The 26,031-nt window shown below is 66.8% G+C and carries 22 protein-coding genes and 2 tRNA genes; 18 read left to right on the top strand and 6 right to left on the bottom strand.

Translation table 11 applies throughout. From position 1 onward, the window contains the following. The first annotated feature begins 51 nt into the window (after nt 1-51). The 5 genes from B447_RS01010 to rpoS all read left to right on the top strand — a co-directional run bounded on the left by B447_RS01010 (nt 52) and on the right by rpoS (nt 3,456). A tRNA-Pro gene (locus B447_RS01010) sits at nt 52-128 on the top strand. A 121-nt stretch (nt 129-249) separates the two neighbouring features. Beyond that, a complete protein-coding gene (gene surE, locus B447_RS01005) occupies nt 250-993 on the top strand; it encodes a 5'/3'-nucleotidase SurE (RefSeq protein WP_002923920.1) in 744 nt (247 codons plus the stop codon). Beyond that, the gene (locus tag B447_RS01000) at nt 990-1,643 is read left to right on the top strand and encodes a protein-L-isoaspartate(D-aspartate) O-methyltransferase (RefSeq protein WP_088178726.1); all 654 of its coding nucleotides are present in this window, start codon (nt 990-992) and stop codon (nt 1,641-1,643) included. Before surE ends, B447_RS01000 begins: the two co-directional genes overlap by 4 nt. Nucleotides 1,644-1,659: 16 nt before the next feature. Further along, nucleotides 1,660-2,511 carry a peptidoglycan DD-metalloendopeptidase family protein gene (locus B447_RS00995; RefSeq protein ID WP_198291732.1) on the top strand — a complete coding sequence of 284 codons (852 nt, stop codon included), beginning with the start codon at nt 1,660-1,662 and terminating at the stop codon, nt 2,509-2,511. Between the two features lie 9 nt (nt 2,512-2,520). Continuing rightward, the gene (gene rpoS / locus B447_RS00990; RefSeq protein WP_002923926.1) at nt 2,521-3,456 is read left to right on the top strand and encodes an RNA polymerase sigma factor RpoS; all 936 of its coding nucleotides are present in this window, start codon (nt 2,521-2,523) and stop codon (nt 3,454-3,456) included. A gap of 21 nt (nt 3,457-3,477) precedes the next feature. On the opposite strand, the gene B447_RS00985 is transcribed toward rpoS, so the two are convergent. From B447_RS00985 to B447_RS00965, 5 genes are read right to left on the bottom strand one after another with little or no spacing between them, the layout of a single operon-like run. Beyond that, on the bottom strand, nt 3,478-4,242 hold the full coding sequence (locus tag B447_RS00985) for a DUF2189 domain-containing protein (protein WP_002923929.1): 765 nt from the start codon (nt 4,240-4,242) through the stop codon (nt 3,478-3,480). Nucleotides 4,243-4,253: 11 nt separating this feature from the next. Next, a complete protein-coding gene (gene mltB / locus B447_RS00980) occupies nt 4,254-5,285 on the bottom strand; it encodes a lytic murein transglycosylase B (protein WP_002935717.1) in 1,032 nt (343 codons plus the stop codon). Between the two features lie 12 nt (nt 5,286-5,297). Then, entirely contained in the window at nt 5,298-7,292 is a 1,995-nt protein-coding gene (locus B447_RS00975) for a transglutaminase TgpA family protein (RefSeq protein WP_002935716.1), read from the bottom strand. Then, a complete protein-coding gene (locus B447_RS00970; RefSeq protein ID WP_002923937.1) occupies nt 7,289-8,278 on the bottom strand; it encodes a DUF58 domain-containing protein in 990 nt (329 codons plus the stop codon). The genes B447_RS00975 and B447_RS00970 overlap by 4 nt, the downstream gene beginning before the upstream one ends. Beyond that, a complete protein-coding gene (locus B447_RS00965) occupies nt 8,278-9,195 on the bottom strand; it encodes an AAA family ATPase (RefSeq protein ID WP_002923939.1) in 918 nt (305 codons plus the stop codon). Before B447_RS00965 ends, B447_RS00970 begins: the two co-directional genes overlap by 1 nt. Before the next feature lie 159 nt (nt 9,196-9,354). On the opposite strand from B447_RS00965, the gene B447_RS00960 reads away from it, so the two are divergent. The 3 genes from B447_RS00960 (at nt 9,355) to bamC (ending at nt 12,435) form a co-directional block, all read left to right on the top strand. After that, nucleotides 9,355-10,281, top strand: a complete 927-nt coding sequence (locus B447_RS00960; RefSeq protein ID WP_002923940.1) for a histone deacetylase family protein — start codon at nt 9,355-9,357, stop codon at nt 10,279-10,281. Between the two features lie 106 nt (nt 10,282-10,387). Beyond that, nucleotides 10,388-11,266, top strand: coding sequence for a 4-hydroxy-tetrahydrodipicolinate synthase (gene dapA, locus B447_RS00955; RefSeq protein WP_002935715.1), 879 nt, complete (start codon nt 10,388-10,390; stop codon nt 11,264-11,266). Between the two features lie 26 nt (nt 11,267-11,292). Continuing rightward, nucleotides 11,293-12,435, top strand: a complete 1,143-nt coding sequence (gene bamC / locus B447_RS00950; protein ID WP_002923942.1) for an outer membrane protein assembly factor BamC — start codon at nt 11,293-11,295, stop codon at nt 12,433-12,435. Nucleotides 12,436-12,501: 66 nt separating this feature from the next. On the opposite strand, the gene B447_RS00945 is transcribed toward bamC, so the two are convergent. Beyond that, nucleotides 12,502-12,924 carry a hypothetical protein gene (locus tag B447_RS00945; RefSeq protein WP_002935714.1) on the bottom strand — a complete coding sequence of 141 codons (423 nt, stop codon included), beginning with the start codon at nt 12,922-12,924 and terminating at the stop codon, nt 12,502-12,504. 300 nt (nt 12,925-13,224) lie between these two features. Here B447_RS00945 and rlmD point away from each other — a divergent pair, with 300 nt between their 5' ends. From rlmD to B447_RS00895, 10 genes are all read left to right on the top strand, one after another. Continuing rightward, nucleotides 13,225-14,526 carry a 23S rRNA (uracil(1939)-C(5))-methyltransferase RlmD gene (gene rlmD, locus B447_RS00940; RefSeq protein ID WP_037982199.1) on the top strand — a complete coding sequence of 434 codons (1,302 nt, stop codon included), beginning with the start codon at nt 13,225-13,227 and terminating at the stop codon, nt 14,524-14,526. A 102-nt stretch (nt 14,527-14,628) separates the two neighbouring features. Continuing rightward, entirely contained in the window at nt 14,629-16,071 is a 1,443-nt protein-coding gene (bioA, locus tag B447_RS00935) for an adenosylmethionine--8-amino-7-oxononanoate transaminase (protein ID WP_088179214.1), read from the top strand. Then, a complete protein-coding gene (gene bioF / locus B447_RS00930; protein WP_232431416.1) occupies nt 16,037-17,260 on the top strand; it encodes an 8-amino-7-oxononanoate synthase in 1,224 nt (407 codons plus the stop codon). Before bioA ends, bioF begins: the two co-directional genes overlap by 35 nt. Further along, the gene (bioD, locus tag B447_RS00925) at nt 17,257-18,003 is read left to right on the top strand and encodes a dethiobiotin synthase (RefSeq protein ID WP_002935709.1); all 747 of its coding nucleotides are present in this window, start codon (nt 17,257-17,259) and stop codon (nt 18,001-18,003) included. The genes bioF and bioD overlap by 4 nt, the downstream gene beginning before the upstream one ends. Continuing rightward, nucleotides 18,000-19,019: a biotin synthase BioB gene (gene bioB, locus B447_RS00920; protein WP_002923952.1), complete on the top strand. Its 1,020-nt coding sequence runs from the start codon at nt 18,000-18,002 to the stop codon at nt 19,017-19,019. The genes bioD and bioB overlap by 4 nt, the downstream gene beginning before the upstream one ends. Nucleotides 19,020-19,289: 270 nt before the next feature. Continuing rightward, nucleotides 19,290-19,379: transfer RNA gene (locus B447_RS00915), tRNA-Ser, on the top strand. 377 nt (nt 19,380-19,756) lie between these two features. Continuing rightward, nucleotides 19,757-21,610 carry a PAS domain S-box protein gene (locus tag B447_RS00910; RefSeq protein ID WP_037982197.1) on the top strand — a complete coding sequence of 618 codons (1,854 nt, stop codon included), beginning with the start codon at nt 19,757-19,759 and terminating at the stop codon, nt 21,608-21,610. Nucleotides 21,611-21,612: 2 nt separating this feature from the next. After that, nucleotides 21,613-22,017, top strand: a complete 405-nt coding sequence (locus tag B447_RS00905; RefSeq protein WP_002935705.1) for a response regulator — start codon at nt 21,613-21,615, stop codon at nt 22,015-22,017. A gap of 12 nt (nt 22,018-22,029) precedes the next feature. Further along, entirely contained in the window at nt 22,030-25,296 is a 3,267-nt protein-coding gene (locus B447_RS00900; protein WP_002935702.1) for an EAL domain-containing protein, read from the top strand. 150 nt (nt 25,297-25,446) lie between these two features. Further along, the coding region (locus B447_RS00895; RefSeq protein WP_002935699.1) for a pseudouridine synthase at nt 25,447-26,031 on the top strand (585 nt) is incomplete at its 3' end.

Raw genomic sequence — 26,031 nt, 5'->3', positions numbered from 1 at the left:
GAAGCAGTTTCTGGTAATTTCTGAAAACGCTGCTATAATGGCGGCTTGTGTCGGGGCGTAGCGCAGCCTGGTAGCGCACTTGCATGGGGTGCAAGGGGTCGCGAGTTCGAATCCCGCCGCCCCGACCAATCAAACAAACCGGCCTTTGCCGGTTTTTTTGTTTTCACCGCTCGCTGCCCGGCAGTGGCAGCACGCTGTGCTAACATTTCTTCCCCTGCCGCATCAGACGGCACTCTGCTCCGATTTCAGATGCGTATCCTGGTCAGCAACGACGACGGTTATTTCGCCCCCGGGATTGCGGCGCTCGCCGAAGCCCTCGGCACCCTCGGTGAGGTCACGGTGGTCGCGCCAGAGCGCGATCGCAGCGGGGCCAGCAACTCGCTCACGCTCGATCGTCCGCTTTCGCTGAAGCGTACGGCCAACGGCTTTTATCATGTCAACGGCACGCCGACCGACTGCGTACACCTGGCTGTCACGGGCATGCTCGAGCATCTCCCGGACATGGTTGTCTCGGGTGTCAATCATGGCGCCAACATGGGTGACGATACGGTCTATTCCGGAACCGTCGCCGCCGCAACCGAGGGCTTCCTGCTCGGCGTACCCTCGATCGCAGTGTCCCTGGTGAGCAAGTCGGCAAGCGATTTCACATCGGCTGCGCGTGTCGCGCGTGACCTCGCCGAACGCTTCATGCGTAACCCGTTTCCGCATCCTGTCCTGCTCAACGTGAATGTGCCCGATGTGGCGTACGACCGTCTGCAAGGTGTCAAGGTCACCCGCCTGGGCAAGCGCCACAAGGCCGAGCCCGTGGTGCGTAGCGTGACCCCGCGCGGCGACACGGTTTACTGGGTGGGCGCTGCGGGCGGCGCGGCCGACGCTGGTGAGGGCACGGATTTTCATGCGGTCGCCAATGGCTTTGTCTCGGTGACGCCGCTGCAGATCGATCTCACCCACACCGGCCTCATTTCGCCGGTATTCGACTGGTTGAAGCAGTGATCGCAAGGACTGGCGACGCTGGGCAGGCGACACGCGCGCGTGCGCGCATGGTGGAGCGGCTGCGCAGCCAGGGTATCCGTGACGAGCGCGTGCTCGCTGCCATGCAGGCCATACCGCGTCACGCCTTTGTCGACGAGGGTCTGGCGTTCAGCGCCTACGACGATACGCCGTTGCCGATCGGCTATCAGCAGACCATCTCGCAACCCTTCGTGGTCGCCAGGATGATCGAGCTGTTGCAGGCTGGGCGTTCGCTGGGGCGTGTGCTCGAAGTGGGGGCAGGCTGTGGCTATCAGGCTGCGGTGTTGTCCCGACTCGCGACCGAGGTTTACGCTGTCGAGCGCATACGGCCCTTGCTCGATCGTGCGCGCGCGAACCTGCGGCCCTTGCGGCTTCCCAACGTACGCCTGAAACTTGCTGACGGTAGTCTGGGTCTTCCAGAGGCGGCACCGTTCGACACCATCATCGTTGCGGCGGCGGCTCTGGGCCTGCCCCCTGCGCTGAAGGAACAATTGGCGCCCGGTGGGCGTCTGATCGTGCCGGTCGGGGGCGGCGAACAACGTTTGCTCCTGGTAGAGCGACAAGGCAACCTATTCCGGGAAACGTGGCACGAGGCAGTCCGCTTCGTTCCGCTTCTCGGAGGTACAGAATGAGAGACGGTATTTTCGGATGCAAACACGTTCAAGCTCGATAGCGATTTTGCTGGCGGTTGGCCTTCTCGCCGGCTGCGCCTCCAAGGTGACGGCGCCGGTTCGCGACGGCAGTGGTGTAGTGGCACCGGCTGCGCCTGTCGGGGGCGTGCCGGCCCAGCCTCAGGGGCTGCATACCGTGCGCCAGGGTGAGACCCTGCTCGCGATCGCGCGCCAGTATGGGGTGACGCTCCCCGAGTTGGTGTCGTGGAATGGCATCACCGATCCCAATCAGCTTCGGGTCGGCCAGACCCTGCTCGTCGCGCCGCCGGGCACGGTGACCGCGGCCGTCACGCCCGTGCCCTTGCCCGCGACCGGTGCGATCGCCACCCCTGTTCCGCCCAGCGGCGCGGACGCTGGCGTGGTGCCGCTCAAGCAGGAGCCGGTGGGTGGCCGTGTGACCATCGCCGAGCCGGTCGTGCCGCCGCCCGCGCCGACTGTTGCACCGCCCGCTGGGCCCGCGGTCAGTGGGCAATGGCGATGGCCGGCCAATGGGGCGATCCTCGCCGGATTCAACGAGGCGACCAACAAGGGTGTGGATATCGCCGGTCGTGTTGGCGATCCGGTCCATGCCGCGGCCTCGGGCAAGGTGGTGTACGCTGGCAGCGGTCTGCGTGGTTATGGCAAGCTGATCGTCATCAAGCATAATCAGGAGTACAACTCCGTGTATGCTCACAACGACAAGCTGCTCGTCAAGGAAGACGACGAGGTGGTGCAGGGACAGAAGATCGCCGAGCTGGGCAGTTCGGAAGCCGATCGACCCAAGCTGCACTTCGAGATTCGCAAGCAGGGCAAGGCCGTCGATCCGATGGGATACTTGCCCGCACGATAAGGGGGACGCATGGAGGAGCCGGCAAGTCTTGACGACCTGGAGAGTCATGAACCGGATCTTCCGCCCGAAGTGGAGGTGTTTGCCAGTCACCCCACGCCGGTCGTCGAGAACGATTTTTTCAGTGACGTCACGCAGCTCTATCTGAACGAGATCGGTGCCAACCCGCTGCTCTCGGCAGAAGATGAGTTGCGCTTGGCTCGCTGCGTGCGCAGCGGCGACTTCGAGGCGCGCCAGACCATGATCGAGCGCAATCTGCGCCTGGTCGTCAATATCGCCAAGCATTACCTCAACCGCGGCATTCCCTTGCTCGATCTGGTCGAGGAAGGCAATCTCGGGCTCATGCACGCGCTGGAGAAGTTCGATCCCGAGCGTGGCTTCCGCTTCTCGACATACGCGACGTGGTGGATCCGCCAGAATATCGAGCGCGCGATCATGAACCAGTCGCGCACGATCCGTCTGCCGGTGCATGTGGTCAAGGAGCTCAACCAGGTCCTGCGTGCGCAGCGCAGTATCGAGGCCGCCTCGAATGGCATTTCGACGCTCGAGGATATCGCGGCGCGGCTGGGGAAGACGGTCGAAGAGGTTCGCAGTACCCTCGCGTTGAGCGAACACACGGCCTCGCTCGACGCGCCGCTCGATATCGATCCGAACCTCTCGATCGGCGAATCGCTCGCCGACGAGCACCAGCCTACGCCCGAGATACAGATTCACTGTGCGGAGATCGAGGATCTGGTACGTGCATGGATCAAGATGCTCAGCGAAAAGCAGCGCATGGTGATCCGGCATCGTTACGGTATCGACGAGTGCGAACTGCTGACCCTGGAAGAGCTCGCCAGCCGGCTCGAGCTTACCCGTGAGCGCGTACGCCAGATCCAGCTCGAAGCGCTGGGTCAGTTGCGTCGCATCCTGAAGCGGCACGGCATCTCGCGCGACGCACTGCTTTAGCGTTTGTCCTGCCGGCGCGGCTCAGCGCGGGAAAGTGCGCAGATAAAGCTCGCGGCTCGCGTAGGCCATGACCGGCAGGCTGACGAGCAGCAGCGGCAGGAACAGGGCGCTGGCGATGATCACCAAGGACAATACGCCGGCCCAGCACATCATCACGGCGAAGCGGCCGAACACCGCGCGTACGCTCGCGACCACGCCGGAAACAAGTTGCGCCCGGCCATCGAAGATGAGCGGTAGCGAGAACGCCGACACGGCGAACAGGATGAATGCCAGCACGGCACCCATGATGGCGCTGTACCCGGCATAACTGACGACGATCTCCTCTAGGTGGAGCAGGCGCAGGAAGCCGATCGGCTCACGCCCGACCATGAAGCCGTAAAGAATGCCGGCGTCGGTGATCCATATGAGGAACAGCAGCCCGCACACGAACGAGATCACCCACCCGCCGCGTGGCAGTTGCCTGAAGCCGTCCCACACGTCGCCCACGCTTGGCCGTCGGCCAGCGCGGAGCTTGTCCGCCACCGAAAAGAACCCGGCAAGCAGCGCCGGCCCCACGAGCATGAAGCCGCCCGCCAGCGACAAGCTCATCGGTGCGATGGTCGCGAACTCGAGGACGACGTACATGAGCAGGCCCAGCGCGACGAAGACGCCGGCGAAGGCGCTACTGAGTCCTGGTGCAGCGCGATACTGTGCAATACCCGTCGCGATCGCCGCCTTCAGGTCGGCGAGTGTGAGCGGCGCAGGCTGCAGGGTGGCCGCGGATTCGGTGTTCGGCATCGGGCTCATCGCTGTGTTCCTCAGCGCCTCTGGGCGCGGACCTCGTCTACCAGGCGCCGCAGCCTGAGGGCCTCGGCAAGCTCATATACCGACATCGCGTAGAAGCTGCTGCGATTGTAGCGTGTGATGACATAGAAGTTGCGGTAGCCGAACCAGTACTCGGTGTCTGCGCCGGGCGTTTCGAGGTCCACCAGGGTTGCCGTGGCTGCCGCGCTGCCGCCGTCGAGGGTGGACACGCCGGCAGCGCTGAGGGTGGCAGGGTCCAGAGCTGGCTCGATGCCGGCGGCTACGAGCATTGCTGCGTCGGTGGTCGGCGCCAGCCGGGCGCGCTCGGCGACGGGGGCGCCAGTCTGCCAGCCATGCACCTTGAGGTAATTCGCTACGCTGCCGATGGCGTCGATGGCGTCGGATTCGAAGTCGATCCGGCCGTTGCCATCGAAGTCGACCGCGTAGGCAAGCACGCTGCTGGGCAGGAACTGGGGATAGCCGAGAGCTCCCGCGAAGGAGCCGGTGAAGCTGTCCGGTGCGCGGCCCTGCTGGCGTGCGAGCACGAACAGCGACTCCAGTTCGCGGCGGAACAGCTCGGCCCTGGGCGGATAGTCGAAGGCCAGGGTGGCAAGGGCCGACAGCGTCTCGAAGTTGCCGGTCTGGCGGCCATACACCGTTTCCACGCCGATGATGGCTACGATGACCTCGGCAGGTACGCCGAAGCTGCGCTCGGCGCGTGCCAGTTCGTGCTCATGCTCGCGCCAGAAGGCGAGGCCGCCCTCGATCCGGGTGCGGTCCAGAAAGCGGCTGCGGTAGTTCTGCCATGACCTGGCGCCGCGGCGCGCAGGCGGGGTGATCAGGCGAATGACGCTGGCGTCGTGGCGGGCGCGGCCGAGCGCATCGTGGAGCTCGGCTGGGTCGAAATCGTGGCGGGCGGCGACCTCGGCTATGAAGCTGCGCGCATCATCGCGGTCGGCGTAGGAGGCAAGCAGGGGGGCAGGCAGGGCAAGTGCAAGCAGTGCTGCGAGCTGGCGCAGCGGCCTGGAGGCTGAGAGGCGGGGCATGGCATTCGGTGGCTACGGGTTGCGAAGGGCATCGATGCGGTGGCGCAGGGCATTGAGCGCGTCCTTGTCGACGTCCCGACCATACCGCAGGCTGGCGTAGCTTGCACAGATCGTACGTAACGCATCTGCCTGCCCGGGGCGCGCGCGCGCGAGCCGGTCGGCGTAGTCGAGCGGGCCTTCCCACGGTTCGCGCCCCAGTCCCTGACGCGCCATGCGAGTGCAGAAGCGGGCCCACTGTCGCTCCAGAGGGTCCTGCGCACGCCGCTGCCTGATGGCCCACAGATAAAGCACGCCGAACAGTGCCGCGGTGGCCAGGCTCAGGATTGCAGCAAGCGTGGTCGCATCGACGCGCTCGAACCCGATGCGGGCGAGCAGGGCGCGCTGGCGCTCGGTGTCATAACCCAGCACGCGCTGGTTCCAGGCATTCGATACCGCCTCCCACTGATCGCGCAGCGCGCGTAGCCATTCCATGTCGGCGCGCAGCATCAGCGGCAGGCCGTCGAACTCGGCAAGCGCAGCCGCGAGACCGTCGTCGATGCGTTGGGGGGCGGCGAGCGCGGTAGGGTCGATGCGCACCCAGCCGCTGCCGGCGAGCCAGACCTCGTTCCAGGCGTGCGCATCGGACTGACGCACGACGAGGTTGCCGTCGACCGGGTTGATCTCGCCGCCCTGGTAGCCGGTCACCACCCGTGTCGGCACGCCGGCAGCGCGCATCAGCACGGCGAACGCCGAGGCGAAGTGCTCGCAGAAGCCTCTGCGTGTGTCGAACAGGAACTCGTCCGCACTATGGCGACCGAGCAGAGGCGGGCGCAGCGTGTAGATGTAGCGGCCCGAGCGCAGGTAGTCGATCACGCGCGCCAGTGTCTCCCGGTCGGATGCCGCACCCGCGGCCAGTTCGGCCGCAAGCGCGCGGCTGCGCGGGTTGCTGTCGGCCGGTAGGCGCAAGGCGGCCGACAGCACGTCGGCGTCCTCCTCGAGCCCAGTGAGGATGTCAGGGTAAGCGGTGAGTGCAAGGCGGCTACGTACGCGCAGCGGGGTCACCGCCAGGGCGTGGTAGTCGCTTGCATGGCGTATCGCCGGACTTGCGCTGCCGGCAAAGTCGAGGGCAAGCAGCCAGCGCCGGTTGTGGGGTTCGAGGGTGAGGGTGTAGTCGAGCCGAGGTCCGGACACCACGTAGAACGGCGTCTCGGCCTCAACGAAGGGGGCTGCGCGCCAGGTGCGGCCGTCGAACTCGGTGAGCACCGGGCCGCGCCAGTAGCGTTGGGTCGGCGCGGGCGGTGCGCCGTCGAACACCGCGCGCATGACGATCGCGCTGGACAGGCTCAGCTCGCTGATCGAGCCCGGGTCCATGGTTTCGGACAGACCCGTGCGCGCGCTGAACGCATCTGCAGGCAAGCCCCAGAGCGGCCCCTGCACGCGCGGGAACAGCACGAAGAACAGCAGCATGAAGGGCAGGCCCTGGGCGACCAGGAGTGTCGCCGTCCGCAGGTGTTCGCGTTGCGGTCCGCCCGGGTCGGCAAGCGCCACCAGCGCGCCCAGGGTGACCAGGCTTGCGCCCAGTGCGAGGGCGGCGACAGGCAAGGATTGATCTTCGAGGAAGATGGCGAGTTGCAGGAACAGGCACAGCAGCACCCCGGCGCGAATGTCGCGCGCTGCACGCGACTCGAGCAGCTTGAGGCCGAGCAGCAGGGCCAGCAGGGTCACGCCTGGTTCGCGGCCGAAAAAATGGCCGAATTCGAGGCGGACCCCCACGGCAACCGCTACCGCGACGGCAAGCAGCAGCAGGCGTGCCGGTGGCCGCTTGCCTCGCCACAGCAGCAGCCCGCGCCAGCACAGCAGCAGGGCTGCAAGAGCGCTCGCCCAGGCCGGCAGCCATAGCGCATGCGGGGCGAGGGTGAGCGCGGCGCCGCCCAACAGCCAGGCGCCCTGACGACGGTCCAGGGCGCGCTCCGGCGGCGCCGTTGAGTGGCGCCGGATGGGAAGGGCGCGCAGCAGCCGGCCGATCATGCCTCCTCCCGTGGCGCGCCAAAGCGGGCAAGCTCGCCGAGGCAGCACTCGAGGTGGGCCTTGCCCTGGCCGCTCGCGACTTCGCATCCGGGCAGTTTGAGAGCGTAGCGCCGGTTGTGTTGTTCTGCCGCGAGCAGCCAGGCTGTCAGGCGCGACAACCGGCGTTCATCGTCGAGCTGCTGTGGTAGCTGCGACCAGTCGAGCACGAGGTCGGGCGAACTCCAGCTGGCGTACGATTTCGTGAGCATCGGCCCGCCGCGCGCCAGTACCTTCCATGCAACGTGGCGCGGCGAGTCCGCGCTGCGGTGGGTGCGCAGGCCGGTGAAATCGTCGTCGCCGTCGCGGCTGCGTCCGCGCATTCCGGCATCGGCACCGGCATCTTCCGGCAGCGCGGGCGGATCCGGCTCGGGCGCAGGGTATACGACGCAGTGCTGCTCGGGCACGAATACGCTCCACGCCCGGATCAGGCCAAGCGGCCAGGTCGTCTGGATGACCGTGCGCCCAGGGCTGAGCTGGCCGCGCCGCGTCGTCGGGCAGGGCAGGCATACCCGGGTGAGCTGTGCGGGGCCGGTGTCGAAGCCGACCTGCTGGCCGTGTGCGCGCAGGCTGAGCGAAGGGCGCCGACGGTTACGCGTGTTATCGATGCTGAACACGAAGCCGGCGGTGTCGCCGCAGAACACGGGCTCGCAGCGCTCGGCGCGGATGGACAGGCCAAGCAGGTTGCGAAACGCATGCACCATGCTCGCCATGGCCGTCCCGCCGAGCAGGAACACGAAGCCGTAGCCGAGGCTGAGGTTGTAGTTGATCGAGGCCAGCAACATGGTCGCGAGGGCGGCGGCGAAGGCGAGTCCGGCCGGGGTAGGCAGTACGTAGATGCGTCGCTGCACCAGGCGGATCGGCGCCGGCTCCGGGGTGCCGATACGGAACAGCCAGCGCTCGGCCCGTTCCAGCATGCGCAGCGCGCGGCCTTGCCCTGGCCTCATCATCAGACGAGTTTGACCGCGTGCAGCAGACGCGTCAGCGTTGCCGCCGGTACCGGGCGGCCGTCGCCGGCCAGGTGCAGCCGATGGCCGGCGACGTGGGGGAAGAGGGTCTGCACGTCCTCGGGCAGGACGTGGTCGCGACCTTCGATAAGCGCCCAGGCGCGCGCTGCCGCGAGCAGGCCCAGGCCCGCGCGCGGGCTGAGTCCGCCGGCAAGCTCGGGGTTGCCGCGACTGGCCTCGAGCACAGCCTGAAGGTAATCGACCAGGGCCGCCGAGACATGGACACGCATGGCCGCCTGTTGCAACTCGACGAGCGCCGCCGGGCTGATCACAGCAGCCTGGCGCCCGAGCATGCCGCGCCTGTCTTCGCCCATCAGCAGCGCACGTTCGGCCTCGCGGTCGGGATAGCCCAGCCTGATACGCAGCAAGAAGCGGTCGAGCTGGCTCTCGGGCAGCGGGAAGGTGCCGATCTGGTGTGCCGGGTTCTGCGTTGCGATCACGAAGAAGGGCTCGGGGAGCGCGAAGGTGCCGCCGTCGGCGGTGACCTGGCCCTCCTCCATGGCCTCGAGCAGCGCACTCTGCGTCTTCGGGGTGGCACGGTTGATCTCGTCGGCGAGGATCAGCTGGGCGAACACCGGCCCTGGATGAAAGCGGAACGCGCTCGACTCGCGATCGAACACGGACACGCCCAGGATGTCGGCCGGCAGCAGGTCGCTGGTGAACTGGATGCGCTGGAACTGCAGCCCGGTGAGCCTCGCGAAGACATGCGCGAGCGTGGTCTTGCCCACGCCCGGAACGTCCTCGATCAGCAGGTGGCCGCGGGCAACGAGGCAGGCAAGGGCGAGACGCAGCTCCCGGTCCTTGCCGAGGATGATCCGGCCTGCTGCTTCGAGCAGGCGATTCGCATGGTGCAGGGGCATCGTGGCGCGTACTGTGAAATTGGCTTGGAAGCGGTGATAATAGACGACAAAGAGCAGCGCTCCCGCGGCCAGGGGTGACGTTGCCAGGTCAATAATGGGCCCGGGCGCGCACGCGCCACTTGAGGCCGAATCATTGTTCTCGAGATGAGAGGGAGGAGTATGACGACGACGGCATTCATCACGCATCGTGACTGCTGGCTGCACGACATGGGATCGATGCACCCCGAATGCGCGGACCGGCTGTCGGCGATCAACGACCGGCTCATCGCGGCTGGTCTGGACATGTACATCTCCTTCTACGACGCGCCCGTTGCCGAGCGCGAGCAGATTCTGCGCGTACATCCGGCCGAGTACCTGGACGACCTCGTGGGCAACGTGCCCGAGCACGGCATTCGCCACCTCGATCCGGATACCGCGATGTCGCCGGGCACGATGAAGGCGGCGCTGCGCTCGGCCGGTGCCGGGGTGTTCGCCACCGACCTGGTCATGAAGGGCGAGATCGAGAATGCCTTCTGCGCCGTGCGTCCGCCCGGCCATCATGCCGAGCGTGCGAAGGCGATGGGCTTCTGCTTCATGAACAACGTCGCCATCGCAGCACGGCATGCGCTCGAGGCCCATGGCCTCGAACGCGTCGCGGTTGTCGACTTCGACGTTCACCATGGCAACGGCACCGAGGACATCTTCCGCAACGATCCGCGGGTGATGATGGCGGGGATCTTCCAGCATCCCTTCTACCCCTACAGCGGAACGGACAATCCGCCCGCGCACATGTGCAACGTGCCTTTGCCGGCGGGGACCCGCGGCGATGCGTTCCGCCAGGTCTTCAGCGATGTCGTCGTACCGGCGCTGCGCAGCCACAACCCGCAAATGATCTTCATCTCTGCCGGCTTCGATGCCCACTACGAGGACGACATGGGCTCGCTTGGCCTGGTCGAGGCCGACTACGTGTGGGCGACCGAGCAGATCAAGGGGGTCGCTGCGGACTGTGGGCATACCCGCATCGTGTCCATCCTCGAGGGCGGTTATTCGCTGTCGTCGCTGGCGCGCTCGGTCGTTGCCCACATCAAGGCGCTTGCAGACCTTTGAGCCTGCCGCTGCGGGCCAGCCTCGCGTGCGTGACCTCCACGCGCGCGAGGCTGGCCCGAATCCGGCGATCGGTTAGAATCGAATCTTTTACGCACGCCCCCACGCCATGATTACCGGATCGCTTGTCGCCATCGTCACGCCCATGCATGACGACGGCAGTCTTGATTTCCCGAGCTTGCGCAAGCTCATCGACTGGCACATCACCGAAGGTACGGACGGCATCGTCATCGTCGGCACCACTGGCGAGTCGCCGTCGGTCAGCGTCGATGAACACTGCGAGTTGATCCGCTGCACCGTCGAGCACGTGGCTGGGCGGGTCCCGGTCGTCGCCGGAACAGGTGCCAACTCGACATCCGAGGCGGTCGAACTGGCTCGTTTTGCTGCCCGTGCCGGCGCCGATGCCCACCTGTCGGTCGTCCCCTACTACAACAAGCCGTCGCAGGAAGGCCTTTACCGGCACTTCCGCACCATTGCCGAGGCGGTCGAACTGCCGCTGATCCTCTACAACGTGCCCGGGCGCACGGTTGCAGATCTCGGCAACGACACCACGCTGCGGCTGGCCGAGATCCCCAACGTGGTCGGCCTCAAGGACGCTACCGGTAACCTCGATCGCGCCTGCGACCTCATCGAGCGCGCGCCGGCGGGCTTCGGCCTCTACAGCGGCGACGACATGAGCTCTGCCGCCTTCCTGATGCTGGGCGGCCATGGCGTCATCTCGGTCACCGCAAACGTGGCGCCGCGTGCCATGCACCAGCTGTGCGCAGCGGCCGCTGCGGGTGACATGAAGACCCTGCGTGAAACCAATGCTGCGCTCACGGGTCTGCATCGCGACCTGTTCTGCGAAGCGAACCCCATTCCGGTCAAGTGGGCGGTTGCTCGCATGGGCCTGATCGGCGATGGCATCCGCCTGCCGCTCACGCCCTTGGCCGAGGCGTACCACGAGCGTGTGCGCAAGGCCTTGAGCAAGGCCGGCATCCAGTTCTGAACCGAAACCCTCTGTCCAGGTATTCCATGAATCGTTCCACGCGCACTTCCCTTTCCCTGGTCGCGCTCTCGCTGGCGCTTGGCGGCTGCTCGACTTCGATGTTCGAAGGCAAGCGCATCGACTACAAGAGCGCACGCCAGATCGAGCGGCCGCTCGAGGTTCCGCCCGACCTGACCGCGCCGCGGCGCGACGACCGCTTTGCCGTGCCGGATACCGCGGGCACCGGCATCGCGACCTACTCGGCCTATGAGGCCGACCGTGCGGGACGCTCGACGGTCGCGAGCGGGAGTCCCGAAGTGCTGGCCGGCTCCGACACCATGCGCATCGAGCGCGCAGGCAGCCAGCGTTGGCTCGTGGTCGGTGGCAATGCCGCCGAGTTGTGGCCCAAGGTCAAGGACTTCTGGCTCGAGATGGGGTTCATCCTCAACATCGACAGCCCGGAAATCGGCGTGATGGAAACCGATTGGGCCGAAGACCGTGCCAAGATTCCGCAGGACTTCGTGCGTTCGACCATCGGCCGCGTACTCGACGGCCTGTTCTCGACCCCCGAGCGCGACAAGTTCCGTACCCGCTTCGAACAGGGCAAGGACGCCGGGACGCTGGAGATCTACGTCAGTCACCGCGGCATGATCGAGATCTATCCGACTGAGGCGAAGGACTCGACCATCTGGCAGCCGCGTCCTGCCGACCCCGAGCTCGAGGCCGAGATGTTGCGGCGCCTGATGGTGCACCTCGGGGCCGAGGAGGCGCGTGCCGAGGCTGCACTGGTTGCGCCAGCCGCGCCCGAGCGCGCGCGAGTCGTTTCCGCGGCCGATGGTCAGGCTGCGTTGCAGGTCGAGGAGCCCTTCGACCGCGCTTGGCGCAGGGTTGGCCTCGCACTCGACCGCATCGGCTTCACGGTCGAGGACCGCGACCGCGCACAGGGCCTGTACTACGTCCGCTACGTTGATCCGGATGCGGACAACCGCAGCCCCAACAAGGGCTTCCTGTCCCGTCTCGCGTTCTGGCGCAGTGACGACAAGCCGGCCCAGGCTGGCAGTGAATACCGCCTGCGTGTGGAAGGGCAGGGCGACGCATCGCGCGTCAGCGTGCTCAGCCGCGAGGGCGGCGTCGATAACTCGGACACCGCTCGCCGCATGCTGGGCCTGCTGCAGCAACAACTGCGCTGATCGACACTGCGCACGAAACAAAAAAGCCGGCGCAAGCCGGCTTTTTTGTTGGGTGGCGAGGGCGACTCAGTCCTTCGCCGCCTCCTTGGCAGCGCCGACGGCTGCGCCGGCCGCTTCCTTCGCCGCGTCCACCGCAGCGGCCGCTTCGGCCTTTGCTGCTTCGGCGGCGTCCTTGACCTGTTCGACCGCAGCAGCAGCTTCTTCCTTGACCGCTTCGACTGCGGCGTCGGTTGCCGACTTGGCCTCTTCGGCGCCTTCCTTCGCTTCTTCGACCGCGGCTGCAGCTTCTTCCTTGGCAGCTTCGGTTGCGGCAGCGGCGGCTTCACCCGCAGCAGCTGCGCTTTCCTTGGCGGCCTCTACGGCCTGTGCTGCCGACTCCTTCATCTGTTCCTGAGCCGAAGGCGGAGCCTGGACGGCGGGCTCTTCCTTCTTGCCGCAAGCGGCAACGGCAACGGCGACGAGGGCGGCAACGAGAAGGGGATGCTTCATCACGTGTCTTCCTTTTGTAGAAGGGATTCTTGGTTTGTGTAGGTGTCTGCCAACCTCGAGGGCTGACTGGACGCGGGCATATTAGCATGTATGGCTGCTCGGACTGCTGCAGCGCAATAGCTCTCGGGTTGTTGACAACATGCTTGTAAACAATGGCTTGGCGTTTTGGTTTCGAGCGACTTTGTATCCGGATGTCAGATGCCGGGTGTGCTCGGGTGCTGCACCGGGGTGCCGCGCGCGGTGCTGCGCTCCCGCGGTAGAATCGCCCTCCCGAGTTTCCCGCCCCGCCTGCGCACCGTCATGAGCATCGCCACCATCGAATCACTCGACCACGAAGGCCGTGGCGTTACCCATGTCGGCGGCAAGACCGTCTTCATCGAAGGCGGTCTCCCCGGAGAGCGTGTCGAGTACGAGGTCCAGCGCAGCCGGCCGAACTACGAACAGGCGACTGCGGTGCGAATCCTGCGCTCCAGCGCCCAGCGGGTCGAGCCGCGGTGCGCTCACTTCGGTGTGTGCGGCGGCTGTTCGATGCAGCACCTCGACCCGCTCGCCCAGGCCGCGGCCAAGCAGCGCATCCTGGAAGATGCGCTCTGGCATATCGGCAAACTGCGGCCCGCCATCATCTATCCGGCAGTCAATGGACCGGCCTGGGGCTACCGCTATCGCGCCCGTCTTGGCGTTCGCCTCGTGCCGAGCAAGGGCGGCTTGCGTATAGGCTTTCACGAGCGGCGTTCAAGCTACATCGTTGACATGCGCGAGTGCCCGGTTCTTCCCGCAGGCATCTCGGCCCTGCTGCCGCGCCTGCGCGAGATGATCGCCGGCTTGTCGATCGCCGACCGCCTGCCGCAGGTGGAGATCGCGATCGGTGACGACACTACGGTGTTCGTGTTCCGCAACCTGCAGCCCTTCAGCCGCGCAGACGAGAAGCGCATCGCCGCCTTCGCCGCAGCCGAGGGCATCCAGGCCTGGATGCAGCCGGGCGGGCCAGACACGGCCATACCTTTCGATCCGTCCGCCGAGCGTGCGCTGCATTACACGCTGCCCGAGTTCGACGTGCGCATGGACTTCCGCCCGACCGACTTCACCCAGGTCAACGTACACATCAACCGCCTGCTCATCCGCCGCGCCATGCAACTGCTCGCGCCGCGTGCGGGTGAGCGCATCGCCGACCTGTTCTGCGGCCTGGGCAACTTCAGCCTGCCGATCGCGCGTCTTGGGGCCCGGGTCATTGGCGTCGAGGGCAGCGATGCCTTGGTCGCGCGCGCACTCGACAATGCCCGCCGCAATGGCCTCGACAGCCTCACCGAGTTCCACGCCGCAAACCTCTTCGAGGCCACCGAGGACAGCCTGGCCGCGCTCGGCCCGCTCGACAAGATGCTGATCGATCCGCCGCGCGAAGGTGCGATTGCGGTAGCGAAGGCGCTTGGCGGTGAGCATTCGCCAGCGCGCATCGTGTATGTGTCCTGCAACCCGGCGACGCTGGCACGCGACGCCGCCGTGCTGGTGCGCGAGAAGGGCTACGTGCTGCGTGGGGCGGGCATTGCCAACATGTTCCCGCAGACCTCGCATGTGGAGTCGGTCGCGCTCTTCGAGCGCGGCTGAAAGAGTGGGCCGGGTCGCTGTAGCGAGGGTTCACATTTGCCCCCCGTGCTGGGAGAATGGCGCGCCGTTTGTCCGTAATTATGAATACAAAATGAGCTCGTGGTGAGTCCCGCATCAGACCCTCGATTCCCGTCCACTGCGGGCGAAGCGCCGAACGCTGCTTGGCAGCGCCGCAGCCTCGCCAGCGTATGGCACCCCTGCACCCAGATGCAGCGCGCGCAGACGGTGTCGCCGCTGCCGATCGCGCGCGCGAGCGGGCCGTGGCTGTACGACTACGAGGGCGGGCGCTATTTCGACGCCAACAGCTCGTGGTGGGTGAACCTGTTCGGCCATGCCGACGCCCGCCTCAATGCCGCGCTGCGCGACCAGCTCGATACCTTGCCCCATGTCATGCTGGCCGGTTGCACCCATGCGCCGGCGGTGGAACTGGCCGAGCGCCTGAACGCGCTCACTGGTGGCGTCCTCGGCCATGCCTTCTATGCCAGCGACGGTGCCTCTGCGGTCGAGATTGCGCTCAAGATGAGCTTCCATGCGTGGCGCAACCGCGGGCGCGGCAACAAGCGCGAATTCGTCTGCGTGCGCCAGGGCTATCACGGCGAGACCCTGGGCGCGCTGGCCGTCACCGACGTCGCCGTGTTTCGCGACGCCTACGACCCGCTGCTGATGCGCGCCCACCTCGTCGCCTCGCCCGATGCACGGCTTGCTGCCGCGGGCGAGAGCCCGGCCGACGTGGCCGCGCGTGCGCTGGCCGAGGTGCGCGCCCTGTTCGAGTCCCGTCACGAACACATCGCTGCCTTCATCGTCGAGCCACTGGTGCAATGCGCTGCCGGCATGGCGATGCACGACCCGGCCTATCTGCGCGGCTTGCGCGCCCTGTGCGATGACTACGAGGTGCACCTGATCGCCGACGAGATTGCCGTGGGCTGTGGCCGCAGCGGCAGCTTCTTCGCCTTCGAGCAGGCAGCCGCGCCCGCCCAGCCCGCCGTATGGCCGGATTTCGTGTGCCTGTCCAAGGGCATCAGCGGTGGCTACCTGCCCTTGTCGCTGGTGCTCACGCGTGACGAGATCTATCGCGTCTTTCTCGATGACGACATCGCACGCGGCTTCCTGCATTCGCACTCCTATACCGGCAACGCGCTGGCGTGCAGGGCGGCGCTGGCCGTGCTCGACCGCTTTGCCGAGGACGATGTGATCGCGCGTAACCGCGCACCTGCCGCCGCGCTGAGCGCGGCGCTGGCGCCGCTGGCCGAGGATGAACGTATCGAACACCTGCGCCAGCGCGGCATGATCTGGGCCTTCGATGTGCGCGAGCCCCATGCCGGCGAGCGCTTCGCCGAGCGCTTCCACCTTGCCGGCAGGGCCAGGGGGCTGCTGATCCGCCCGATCGGTCGCACCGTGTATCTGATGCCGCCCTACGTGCTCGATGACGAACTCGCGGCCTGGCTGGCCGCCCGCACCCTCGACACCCTTGAACAGACCCTGGCCGATGCGGCCCAGGCCGCGCCTCATCATGTTGCTCGAACACCTGAACCGCCGACTGCGTGAGCGCGAGGCGGCCGCACTGTGGCGGCAGCGGCGTGTCGTTGACTCAGCGTGCGCGCCCCTCCAGCATCTGGCCGAGGGCGGTGAGGGCACGCGTACGCTCCTTGCCTTCTGCAGCAACGACTACCTCGGCCTGGCCGCGCATCCGGCGCTGATCGACGCGCTTGCCGCGGGCGCGCGGCGCTGGGGCGTGGGCAGCGGCGCATCGGCACTGGTGAGCGGCCACGCCACGCCCCATGCGGCGCTGGAGGATGAACTCGCGCGCTGGCTGGCGCCGTACATCCCGCAGGCGGCGGTGCTGGGCTTCTGTTCGGGTTACATGGCCAACCTGGCCTTGCTCACCACCCTGGCCGACGCTGAGGCGGTGATCTTCGCCGACAAGCTCAACCACGCCTCCTTGATCGATGGCGGCCTGCTCGCCGAGGCCAGGATGCGGCGCTACCCGCATGCACGGCTCGACCTGCTCGACGCCATGCTTGCCGACAGCACCGCGGCGCTGCGGCTCATCGTCACCGATGCGGTGTTCAGCATGGACGGCGACATTGCGCCGCTGCCCGAACTGCTCGCCCTGGCCGAGCGCCACGATGCCTGGCTGATCGTGGACGACGCCCACGGCTTTGGCGTGCTGGGCGAAGGCGGGCAGGGCGCGCTCGCACATTTCGGCCTGCGCAGCGAACGCATCATCTACATGGGTACGCTGGGCAAGGCTGCGGGCGTGAGCGGTGCCTTCGTCGCCGCCCACCCGCTGGTTGTCGAAGCCCTGGTGCAGGGCGCGCGCAGCTATATCTACACCACGGCGCCGTCGCCGGCGCTCGCCCACACACAGTTGGCAAGCCTGGCGCTGATCGCGGGCGACGAGGGCGCGGCGCGGCGTGGCCACCTGAATGCGCTGGTCGAAGCGCTGCGCACCGGGCTCGCCGCCGTCATCGCCGCACACCCGCACTGCGGCTGGCGGCTCGCCGAGTCCGCGACCGCCATCCAACCGCTCATCGTGGGCGACAATGCCGCCGCGGTCGCACTGTCGGCGGCGCTCGAGGCGCGCGGGCTGCGCGTCCCCGCCATCCGTCCGCCCACCGTGCCGGCAGGCAGCGCGCGCCTGCGCATAACCCTGAGCGCGGCGCACAGCCGCGCCGACGTAGACCGCTTGTGCGCCGCACTGGCGCAACTCGCGAGCGAAGGAGAGCACCCTTGATCGACGCCTCAAAAGGCATCTTCGTCACCGGCACCGACACCGAAATCGGCAAGACCCGGGTCAGCGCGGCCATCGTTGCCCTGCTCGGCAAGTGCGGCCTGCGCGCCGCTGGCCTCAAGCCGATCGCCGCCGGTACCGAGCTTATCGATGGTGAATGCATCAACGAGGATGTGTACGCCTTGCGCGCAGCAGCCTCCATGCCGATCACCGCCGCTGAGATCTGCCCCTATCAGTTCGCCGCTGCCTGCGCACCCCATGTCGCCGCCGCGCTCGAAGGCCGGCGTATCGAGCGTGCCGGCGTGCTTGCAGCGGTCGCGGCCGTGGCGCAGCGTGCCGACCGCATCGTGGTCGAGGGTGTGGGCGGGTTCCGCGTGCCGTTGGGCGACGCCGCCGGCCCGGACGGGGCGTGGGACTCCGCCGACCTCGCTGTCGAGCTTGGCCTGCCGGTGCTGCTGGTGGTCGGCCTGCGTCTGGGGTGCATCAACCACGCCCTGCTCAGTGCAGAGGCCATCCGTGCCCGCGGCCTGCACCTGTGCGGCTGGGTGGCCAACACTGTCGACCCCGACATGCCGTGGGTTGCCGAGAACCTCGACGCACTTGCCCACGGGCTGGGCAGTGCGCCCTGCCTGGGCCTGATCCCGCGCCTGCCTGCACCGACGCCGGAGGCGATCGCGCCTTACCTCAACGTTCCCGCATTGCACACACTCTTCAAGACTCAAGACCTTACAACGGAGACACCATGAGCACTTTGGCCACCATCTCGCCCGAATCCCTGCGCCGCAGCGCCGCGCCCGCAACCCTTTCGCCCACGGGCCAGGCACGCTGGTCGGTGGAGGCAGTCGAAGCACTGTTCGCGCTGCCCTTCATGGACCTCGTGTTTCGCGCCCAGCAGGTGCATCGCGAACACTTCAACCCGAGCGAGATCCAGCTGTCGACGCTGTTGTCGATCAAGACCGGCGGCTGCGCAGAGGACTGCGGCTACTGCTCGCAGTCCGCGCACTTCGAGACCGACGTCAAGGCCGCCAAGCTGATGCCGGTAGACGAGGTGATCGCCGCCGCGCGCGCCGCCAAGGCCCAGGGTGCCAGTCGCTTCTGCATGGGCGCCGCATGGCGCTCGCCCAAGGCGCGCGACATGGAGCGCGTCACTGCGATGGTGCGCGAGGTGAAGGCGCTCGGCATGGAAACCTGCATGACCCTGGGCATGCTCGACCAGGACCAGGCGCAGTCGCTCAAGGAGGCTGGCCTCGACTACTACAACCACAACCTCGACACCGCGCCCGAGTACTACGGCAAGGTCATCGGCACGCGCACCTACCAGGATCGCCTCGACACCCTCGACAACGTGCGCTCTGCCGGCATCAACGTGTGCAGCGGCGGCATCGTCGGCATGGGCGAGACGCGTAGCCACCGCGCTGGCCTGATCGCCCAGCTGGCCAACCTCGAGCCCTGCCCGGAGTCGGTGCCGATCAACAACCTCGTGCCCATCCCCGGCACCCCGCTGGCCGGCGTCGATCCGATCGACCCGTTCGAGTTCGTACGCACCATCGCCGTCGCCCGCATCACCATGCCCACCAGCTACGTGCGCCTGTCCGCCGGCCGCGAGCAGATGGACGAGGCGCTCCAGGCGCTGTGCCTGATGGCCGGCGCCAACTCGATCTTCTACGGCGACCACCTGCTTACCACCCCCAACCCGCAGACCGGCCGCGACCGCAGCCTGCTCGAACGCCTGGACATGCGCATCCAGGGCCAGGACGCCTGACAGAGCGTCGCACGGCGCGGCAATGAGCTGCGCCGTGCAGCACCACACCGTCAACGGCCCGCAGCCGCACGAAACCCACTGTTGGAGCGGCGCCAGCCGCGAGATCTTTGGCGCGAACACTCACGCCTATCGCTCCCACTCCCTCGCGGCTGGCGCCGCTCCAAAAGTGGGGGCAAACGCTGGGGGGGGCGCTAGCATGGCTGCGGGAAATGGGTGACGCTTGCGGCAAATGCGCACCGTCGGCCCTTGCGCTATAATCCGCGGCCTTGCGGAGGCGTGGCAGAGCGGTTGAATGCAACGGTCTTGAAAACCGTCAGGGGTTTACGCCCCTCGTGAGTTCGAATCTCACCGCCTCCGCCACCCCCGTTTGCATGGTTCCGGCTCCTGCGCGCCCTTCTGTCGTGCGCACCTCAATCATCAATCGCCCTCCATCGTGCGGGCGAAAGCCGCCCACATCGAGCCTCCCCCCTTGGTCGACCGAGCCCCGCGAAGGGGGTGTCGCCGCTTCGCGGGTGGTGTCTCGCGGCGATCGGTAGCGGACGATCAATCCGGTCGCGCAGTTTGATCTTCGGGTAGGACGCTGCTATATCTTTGTCATGAGCATGGCTGTCGATGCCGCGCAGACCGAATTGATCGTCGGCTTGAGCGTCCGGCCCTTTGCCACCTGTGCAGCTGCAGATTCCACAACCTGGCAGCTTGTGGGCAAGCGGGTGCGGCAGCTTGCGGAGGGGGTAGGCATGGCAACCGATGCGTGCGGACTTTTTCTCGAAGAGGGTCCCGATGCCGTCCTGGTGGTTGATCCGAGGGGGACGGTGCTGTACTGGGGCAGTCGTGCCGAAGAGATCTTTGGCCACCGCGCGGATGAGGTGGTGGGGCGCGCGCTGAGCGAGATCCTGGTGCCCGCCGACGGTCTCGACGATGAGCGCGGGATGATGCGCGAGGTGCTCGAGAATGGCTACGCCGCGATCGAGTCATTGCGCCGGCGCAAGGATGGTTCGCTCCTCTACGTCTCCATCTTGTGCAGGACGGTGCCGGATGCCTCGGGGCAAGCCGAGCACGTCGTCGTCACCATCAAGGACGTCACCGAGCTCAAGGCCGCCCGCGATGCGAAGCTGATGGATGCGCGCTATCGGAACCTGCTCGAATCCATGCCGGACGGGATCGTGATGATCAATGCGGCCGGGTACATCGTATTCTCGAACAGTCAGGCCGAGGCCATGTTCGGTTATGCCTCGGGCACGCTACACGGGAGGATGGTCGAGTCGCTGTTGCCCGAGCGCTTCCGTGGCGCGCATGTGAGGCATCGCGTCACTTATTTCGGCCAGCTGCGCACGCGTACGATGGGGAGTGGCCTGGAGTTGTTCGGTCTGCGCCAGGATGGTACGGAGTTTCCGGTCGAGATCAGCTTGAGTCCGCTCGCGACGGATGAGGGCGCCTTCGTCATGAGCGCGATCCGCGATGTCAGCGGGCGAAAGAAGGCGGAGCAGAAGTTCCGGGGCTTGCTCGAGTCGGCTCCTGATGCGATGGTCATCGTCGACCGCGCGGGCCGCATCGTGCTGGTCAACACCCAGGCCGAGAGGCTGTTCGGCTACACGCGCACGGAGCTTGCCGACGAATCGATCGAGATGCTGCTGCCCGAGCGCTACCGTTCGCAACACCCGGGGCACCGCAAGGCCTTCTTCGCCGATCCGCGCGTGCGGCCGATGGGCGTGGGACTTGAGCTGTATGGCAGGCGCAAGAACGGCGACGAGTTTCCGGTCGAGATCAGTCTGAGCCCGCTCGAGACCGAGGATGGGATGCTGGTCTCCAGTGCCATCCGCGACATCACCGAGCGCAAGCGCTTCGAGTGCGCATTGCAGCAGAAGAACGTCGAACTGGCGCGGGCGAACGCGGCCAAGGACCACTTCCTCGCCAACATGAGCCATGAGCTGCGTACCCCGCTCAATGCGATCATCGGCTTCACCGGCACGCTGCTGATGAAGCTTCCGGGCCCACTCAACGAGGCGCAGCACAAGCAGTTGCGCACCGTGCAATCGAGTGCCCAGCATCTGCTTGCGCTGATCAACGACCTGCTCGACATTGCGAAGATCGAGGCGGGCAAGATAGAACTCAGCCCCGAGATCATCGATTGCCGGGCGCTCATCGACAATATCGTCGGGACCTTGCGCCCCGAGGCCGAGCGGCGGCGCCTGGATCTGAGCGTCGAGGCGCCGCCCGGAGCCTGCCCGCTCAGCACCGACCGGCGTGCGTTCAGCCAGATCGTGATCAACCTCGTGCAGAACGCCATCAAGTTCACCGAGGAAGGCTGCGTGGTCCTGCGCCTGGCGCGGATGCGGGAAGGTGCGGCGGAGGTGGTCGCAGTGACCGTGAGCGACACCGGCATGGGCATCAGCGAGGAGGACCAGACACGCCTGTTCGCGCCTTTCTCGCGCATTGCCGCGAAACGCGGCAAGGGCGCCGAGGGGGCCGAGGGCACCGGACTCGGTCTGCACCTCAGCCAGAAGCTTGCAGACGCGCTGGGCGGGCGGATCATTGTGCAGAGCGCGCCGGGCCGGGGCAGCAGCTTCACACTCGTGCTGCCGGGAGGATGACCATGGCTGCCCGCATCGTCATCGTCGATGACAACGAGGCCAACCTGGAACTGGTCGGCTACCTGCTGGAGGCGGGCGGCCACACCGTACTGCGTGCCGAGGACGGGGAGCAGGCGCTTGCGCTCGTGCATCAGCTGCCCCGCCCGGATCTGGTCATCAGCGACCTGAGGATGCCGGTGATGGACGGCTTCGAGCTGCTCAGCCGGATCCGTCAGGACGCGACCCTGGACGGGCTCCCCGTGATCGCGGTCACCGCGTTCTCGATGGCGGCCGATCGTACACGCGTGATGAATGCGGGCTTCGACGGCTACTTGTCGAAGCCCATCGTGCCCGAGTCTTTCATCGGCGAGGTTGAGAAGTTCCTGCAGGCCGGGCGGCGCCACGCGGGTTCATCGTCTGGGCCGTAAAGGAGCAGTGAGATGGCGAAGCTTCTGATCATCGATGATCATCCGGCGAATCGCGAGCTGATCGCCACCCTTGCCGGCTACGATGGTCATGAGACCTTCGAGGCTGGCGATGGCGCCGAGGGACTCGCCATCGTGCGGGCCGAGCGCCCGCAACTGGTGATCTGCGACATCCTGATGCCGACGATGGACGGATACGAATTCGTGCGTAGGCTGCGCGCGGAGCCGGCGATTGCCGACACCCAGGTGATGTTCTACACCGCGAACTACCATGAGCGCGAGGCGAGCAAGCTGGCGACGATTCTTGGCGTGTCGCGGATCCTTGCCAAACCCTCCGGCCCCGAGGCGATCCTCGCAGCCATTGACGAGGCTCTCGCGAACGAGCCCAAGGGGGCGGCTGCCGTAGGCACCGACGAGGCGTTCGACCGCGAACACCTGCGGGTGCTGACTGACAAGCTGGCCGAGAAGGCTGCCGAGCTCGAGCGTGCCAACCAGCGCCTCGCGGCGCTCACCGAGCTGAACCTGCAGTTGTCTGCCGAGCGGGATACCTTAGTGCTGCTCAACAAGGTGTGCCAGGGCGCGCGTTCGCTGACGGGAGCGCGCTACGCAATTCTCTGCTTCGAGCACCGCGGCAACGGCCGATCGATTTTCGTGCTCGGTTGCGGCCTGTCGCCGGAGCAGGCACAGGGGCTGCAGGGGCGCAGATTCGACGAGGGGCCGTTTCGGCGCGTGCTCGCCGAGCGCAGGCCCGTGCGCTTCGTCAATGCCGACGGGCGGCCTGAAGGTGTGGGGCTGCCGCGCGATTTCCCTGCCGTGCATTGCGGCGTTGCAGCGCCAATCGCTTCGGCGACCTCGGTGTTCGGCTGGGTCTGCTTGCTGGACAAGCTCGGTGCGTCGGAGTTTACCGCTGAGGACGAATGGATCTCGGGCGCCCATGCTGCGCAGGCAGGCCACATCTACGAAAACTGGAACCTCTACGGCCAGCTCGAGCGGCGGGCCGCAGACCTTGCGGGCGAGGTCGCGACCCGTGAGCGCGCCGAAGGACAATTGCGGCGGGTGCTGCGTGCCCGCAGAGTGATGGCCGAGTGCAACCGCACGCTCGTGCGTGCGACCGACGAGCGCCAGTTGCTTGAAGAAATGTGTGGTTTTCTCGTCGCGCTAGGCAACTACGGCTCGGCCTGGATTGGGATGGCGCGGCATGATCGGGATTGCACGATCGAGACCGTCGCGAGTGCGGGGGACGACACCGGGCAGCTGAACTCGTTCCGCCTCTCGTGGGCCGACAACGAGTTCGGCCGCGGCCCGGCGGGTGAGGCAGTGCGCACCGGCAAGCCTCAGGTGGTGCATGACATCGTCAGCGACCCGCGTGTCGTGCGCTGGCGGGCGGTGGCGCTCGAACGTGGCTTCAATGCTGCGGCAGTGCTCCCGCTGGCCCACGAAGCCGACAGCTTTGGCGTGCTGTGCATCGTCGCGGCCGAGAAGGATGCTTTCGACGCCGACGAGGTCGAGCTTCTCGTCGAACTCGCCGACGACATCGCCTACGGCATCCGCACCCTGCGCGCGCGCGCTGCCCAGCAACGCACCGAGGCGACGCTCAGGCTGCACAATCGTGCGATCGAAGAGAGCATCAATGCGATCGTCATCAGTGCGGCCGACCAGGCGGCCGACAATCCGATTCTCTACGTGAATCCCGCTTTCACGCTGATGACCGGTTATGGGCCCGATGAGGCGATCGGTCGCAATGCGCGCCTGCTGATCGGTCGCGACTGGGACCAAGCCGACATCGAGCGGCTGCGCGACGCTGTCCGCTGGGGACGCGATGCCCGCGTCACGCTGCGCTGCTATCGAAAGGACAGCAGCTTGTTCTGGAACGAGATCGCGCTGGCGTCGGTGCGCGATCACGGTGGCCGGGTGACGCACTTCATCGCCATCCTTAATGACCTGACCGAACGCATGCGCTACGAGGAGCAGCTCGAACAGCAGGCCAATCACGATGCGCTGACCGGCCTTGCGAACCGCAATCTCCTCAACGACCGACTGCAGCAGGCGATTGTCCATGCCGAGCGTAGTGCCTGGGCGGTGGCAGTGATGCTGCTCGACCTGGATCGCTTCAAGCTCGTCAATGACAGTCTCGGCCATACTGTTGGCGACGAGCTGATCTGCGAGGTCGCTCGTCGTCTCGCCGCTTGCGTGCGCCAGGGCGACACGGTGGCGCGGCTGGGTGGGGACGAATTCATGATCGTGCTGCCGGAACTCGGCGCCGAGGATGACGCGGCGACCATCGCGTCCAAGCTGTTGGTGGCCGTGGCGGCGCCGATGAGGCTGTCGGGGCATGACCTGGTTGTCAACGGTAGCCTTGGCGTGTCGCTCTACCCGCGTGATGGTGCGATCGTCCCGACCCTGGTGAAGAATGCCGACGTCGCGATGTACCGCGCCAAGGATCTTGGCGGCAATCGCTTCCAGTTCTACGCCCCCGAGATGAACGCGCGCACGCTCGAGCGGCTCGAGCTCGAAAACGGCTTGCGTTACGCACTTGAGCACGACGAACTGGAACTGCACTACCAGCCCAAGGTCGAGCTGCGCACCGGCTGCGTCGTCGGCGCCGAGGCGCTGATCCGTTGGCGCCACCCGTCCCTCGGGCTGATCCCGCCCGGCGACTTCATTCCGCTTGCGGAGGAGACCGGGCTGATCGTACCCGTCGGTGAGTGGGTGATTGCGACCGCGTGCCGGCAACTGCGCGACTGGCGCGAGCAGGGGCTGTGCGATGTGAGCGTCGCGGTGAATGTGTCGGCCCGCCAGTTCCAGCACGAGAACCTCGTCGGTGTGCTCGGAGCGGCGCTGTGCTCGTCCAAGGTCGCGCCGAAGCAGCTGCATGTCGAGGTCACCGAAAGCGGTGTGATGCGCAGCCCTGCGGCCACCATCGCCACGCTACGGGCTCTCAAGGCGCTCGGTGTGCAGATTTCGCTGGACGACTTCGGCACCGGCTACTCGAGCCTCAATTACCTCAAGCGCTTTCCCATCGACAGCATCAAGATCGACCGGACCTTCGTGACCGACCTCACGACCTCAGCCGAGGATGCCGCAATCGCGCTGATGGTGATCTCGCTCGCCCACAGTCTCGGCCAGACGGTGGTTGCCGAAGGGGTCGAGACACGGGCCCAGCTCGACTTCCTGCGCCGCCACAACTGCGATGAAATGCAGGGTTACCTTTTCAGCGCTCCGCTCGAGGCGGACGCCTTTGCCGCACTTGTGCGCGAGGGCCGCCGGCTGGGCTTCGGGTAGAGGAGGATTGACCTTCAAGGGGAACTCCTTTCGCACGTAAACTAAGGTCCTGCCCCGCGACCCATTGGCCCCGAGCCGCCTCCGTTTCATGCTGCGGCACGGGGCGATCGCGCGATAATCCGCCCTCCCGCACGCCTCGGTCCGCCTGCCATGTCCCGTCTCATCCTGCTCAACAAACCCTACGGCGTGCTGTGCCAGTTCTCTGACGAGGATGGGCGTCGCACGCTGAAGGACTATGTCGCCGTGCCGGGCGTCTATGCGGCGGGCCGGCTCGATACCGACAGCGAGGGCCTGTTGCTGCTGACCGATGACGGCGGGCTGCAGCACCGCATTGCGGATCCTCGCCACAAGCTGCCCAAGACCTACCTCGTACAGGTCGAAGGCGAACCCGACGATGCCGCCCTGGCGCGCTTGCGCGCGGGTGTGGACCTGGGCGACTTCCATACCAGGCCATGTGATGCGCGGCGCGTTGGCGAGCCTGACTGGCTGTGGCCGCGCGAGCCGCCGGTGCGTTTCCGCAAGAGCGTGCCGACAAGCTGGCTCGAGATCGTGCTGTGCGAGGGCAAGAACCGCCAGGTGAGGCGCATGACCGCGAAGGTGGGGTGCCCGACCCTGCGCCTGGTGAGGCTGGCGATCGGGCCGTGGACCCTGGACGGACTGGCGCCGGGGCAGTGGCGCGAGGCGGCTGCCGCCGACCTGCCGCCGCTACCCGGGGCGGGCGGGGGCGCGACGGCG

Origin of the sequence: Thauera sp. 27 (assembly GCF_000310125.2) — a bacterium.
GTDB classification, from domain to species: domain Bacteria; phylum Pseudomonadota; class Gammaproteobacteria; order Burkholderiales; family Rhodocyclaceae; genus Thauera; species Thauera mechernichensis.
This window is presented reverse-complemented; position numbering and strand designations above follow the sequence as displayed.

Excerpts from the sequence above, each read along its gene's own strand:
- surE (WP_002923920.1), top strand. The coding sequence starts at position 250 with ATGCGTATCCTGGTCAGCAACGACGACGGTTATTTCGCCCCCGGGATT.
- B447_RS00995 (WP_198291732.1), top strand. The coding sequence starts at position 1,660 with ATGCAAACACGTTCAAGCTCGATAGCGATTTTGCTGGCGGTTGGCCTT.
- rpoS (WP_002923926.1), top strand. The coding sequence starts at position 2,521 with ATGGAGGAGCCGGCAAGTCTTGACGACCTGGAGAGTCATGAACCGGAT.
- B447_RS00985 (WP_002923929.1), bottom strand. The coding sequence starts at position 4,242 with ATGAGCCCGATGCCGAACACCGAATCCGCGGCCACCCTGCAGCCTGCG.
- mltB (WP_002935717.1), bottom strand. The coding sequence starts at position 5,285 with ATGCCCCGCCTCTCAGCCTCCAGGCCGCTGCGCCAGCTCGCAGCACTG.
- B447_RS00975 (WP_002935716.1), bottom strand. The coding sequence starts at position 7,292 with ATGATCGGCCGGCTGCTGCGCGCCCTTCCCATCCGGCGCCACTCAACG.
- B447_RS00970 (WP_002923937.1), bottom strand. The coding sequence starts at position 8,278 with ATGATGAGGCCAGGGCAAGGCCGCGCGCTGCGCATGCTGGAACGGGCC.
- B447_RS00965 (WP_002923939.1), bottom strand. The coding sequence starts at position 9,195 with ATGCCCCTGCACCATGCGAATCGCCTGCTCGAAGCAGCAGGCCGGATC.
- B447_RS00960 (WP_002923940.1), top strand. The coding sequence starts at position 9,355 with ATGACGACGACGGCATTCATCACGCATCGTGACTGCTGGCTGCACGAC.
- dapA (WP_002935715.1), top strand. The coding sequence starts at position 10,388 with ATGATTACCGGATCGCTTGTCGCCATCGTCACGCCCATGCATGACGAC.
- bamC (WP_002923942.1), top strand. The coding sequence starts at position 11,293 with ATGAATCGTTCCACGCGCACTTCCCTTTCCCTGGTCGCGCTCTCGCTG.
- B447_RS00945 (WP_002935714.1), bottom strand. The coding sequence starts at position 12,924 with ATGAAGCATCCCCTTCTCGTTGCCGCCCTCGTCGCCGTTGCCGTTGCC.
- rlmD (WP_037982199.1), top strand. The coding sequence starts at position 13,225 with ATGAGCATCGCCACCATCGAATCACTCGACCACGAAGGCCGTGGCGTT.
- bioF (WP_232431416.1), top strand. The coding sequence starts at position 16,037 with ATGTTGCTCGAACACCTGAACCGCCGACTGCGTGAGCGCGAGGCGGCC.
- bioB (WP_002923952.1), top strand. The coding sequence starts at position 18,000 with ATGAGCACTTTGGCCACCATCTCGCCCGAATCCCTGCGCCGCAGCGCC.
- B447_RS00910 (WP_037982197.1), top strand. The coding sequence starts at position 19,757 with ATGGCAACCGATGCGTGCGGACTTTTTCTCGAAGAGGGTCCCGATGCC.
- B447_RS00905 (WP_002935705.1), top strand. The coding sequence starts at position 21,613 with ATGGCTGCCCGCATCGTCATCGTCGATGACAACGAGGCCAACCTGGAA.
- B447_RS00900 (WP_002935702.1), top strand. The coding sequence starts at position 22,030 with ATGGCGAAGCTTCTGATCATCGATGATCATCCGGCGAATCGCGAGCTG.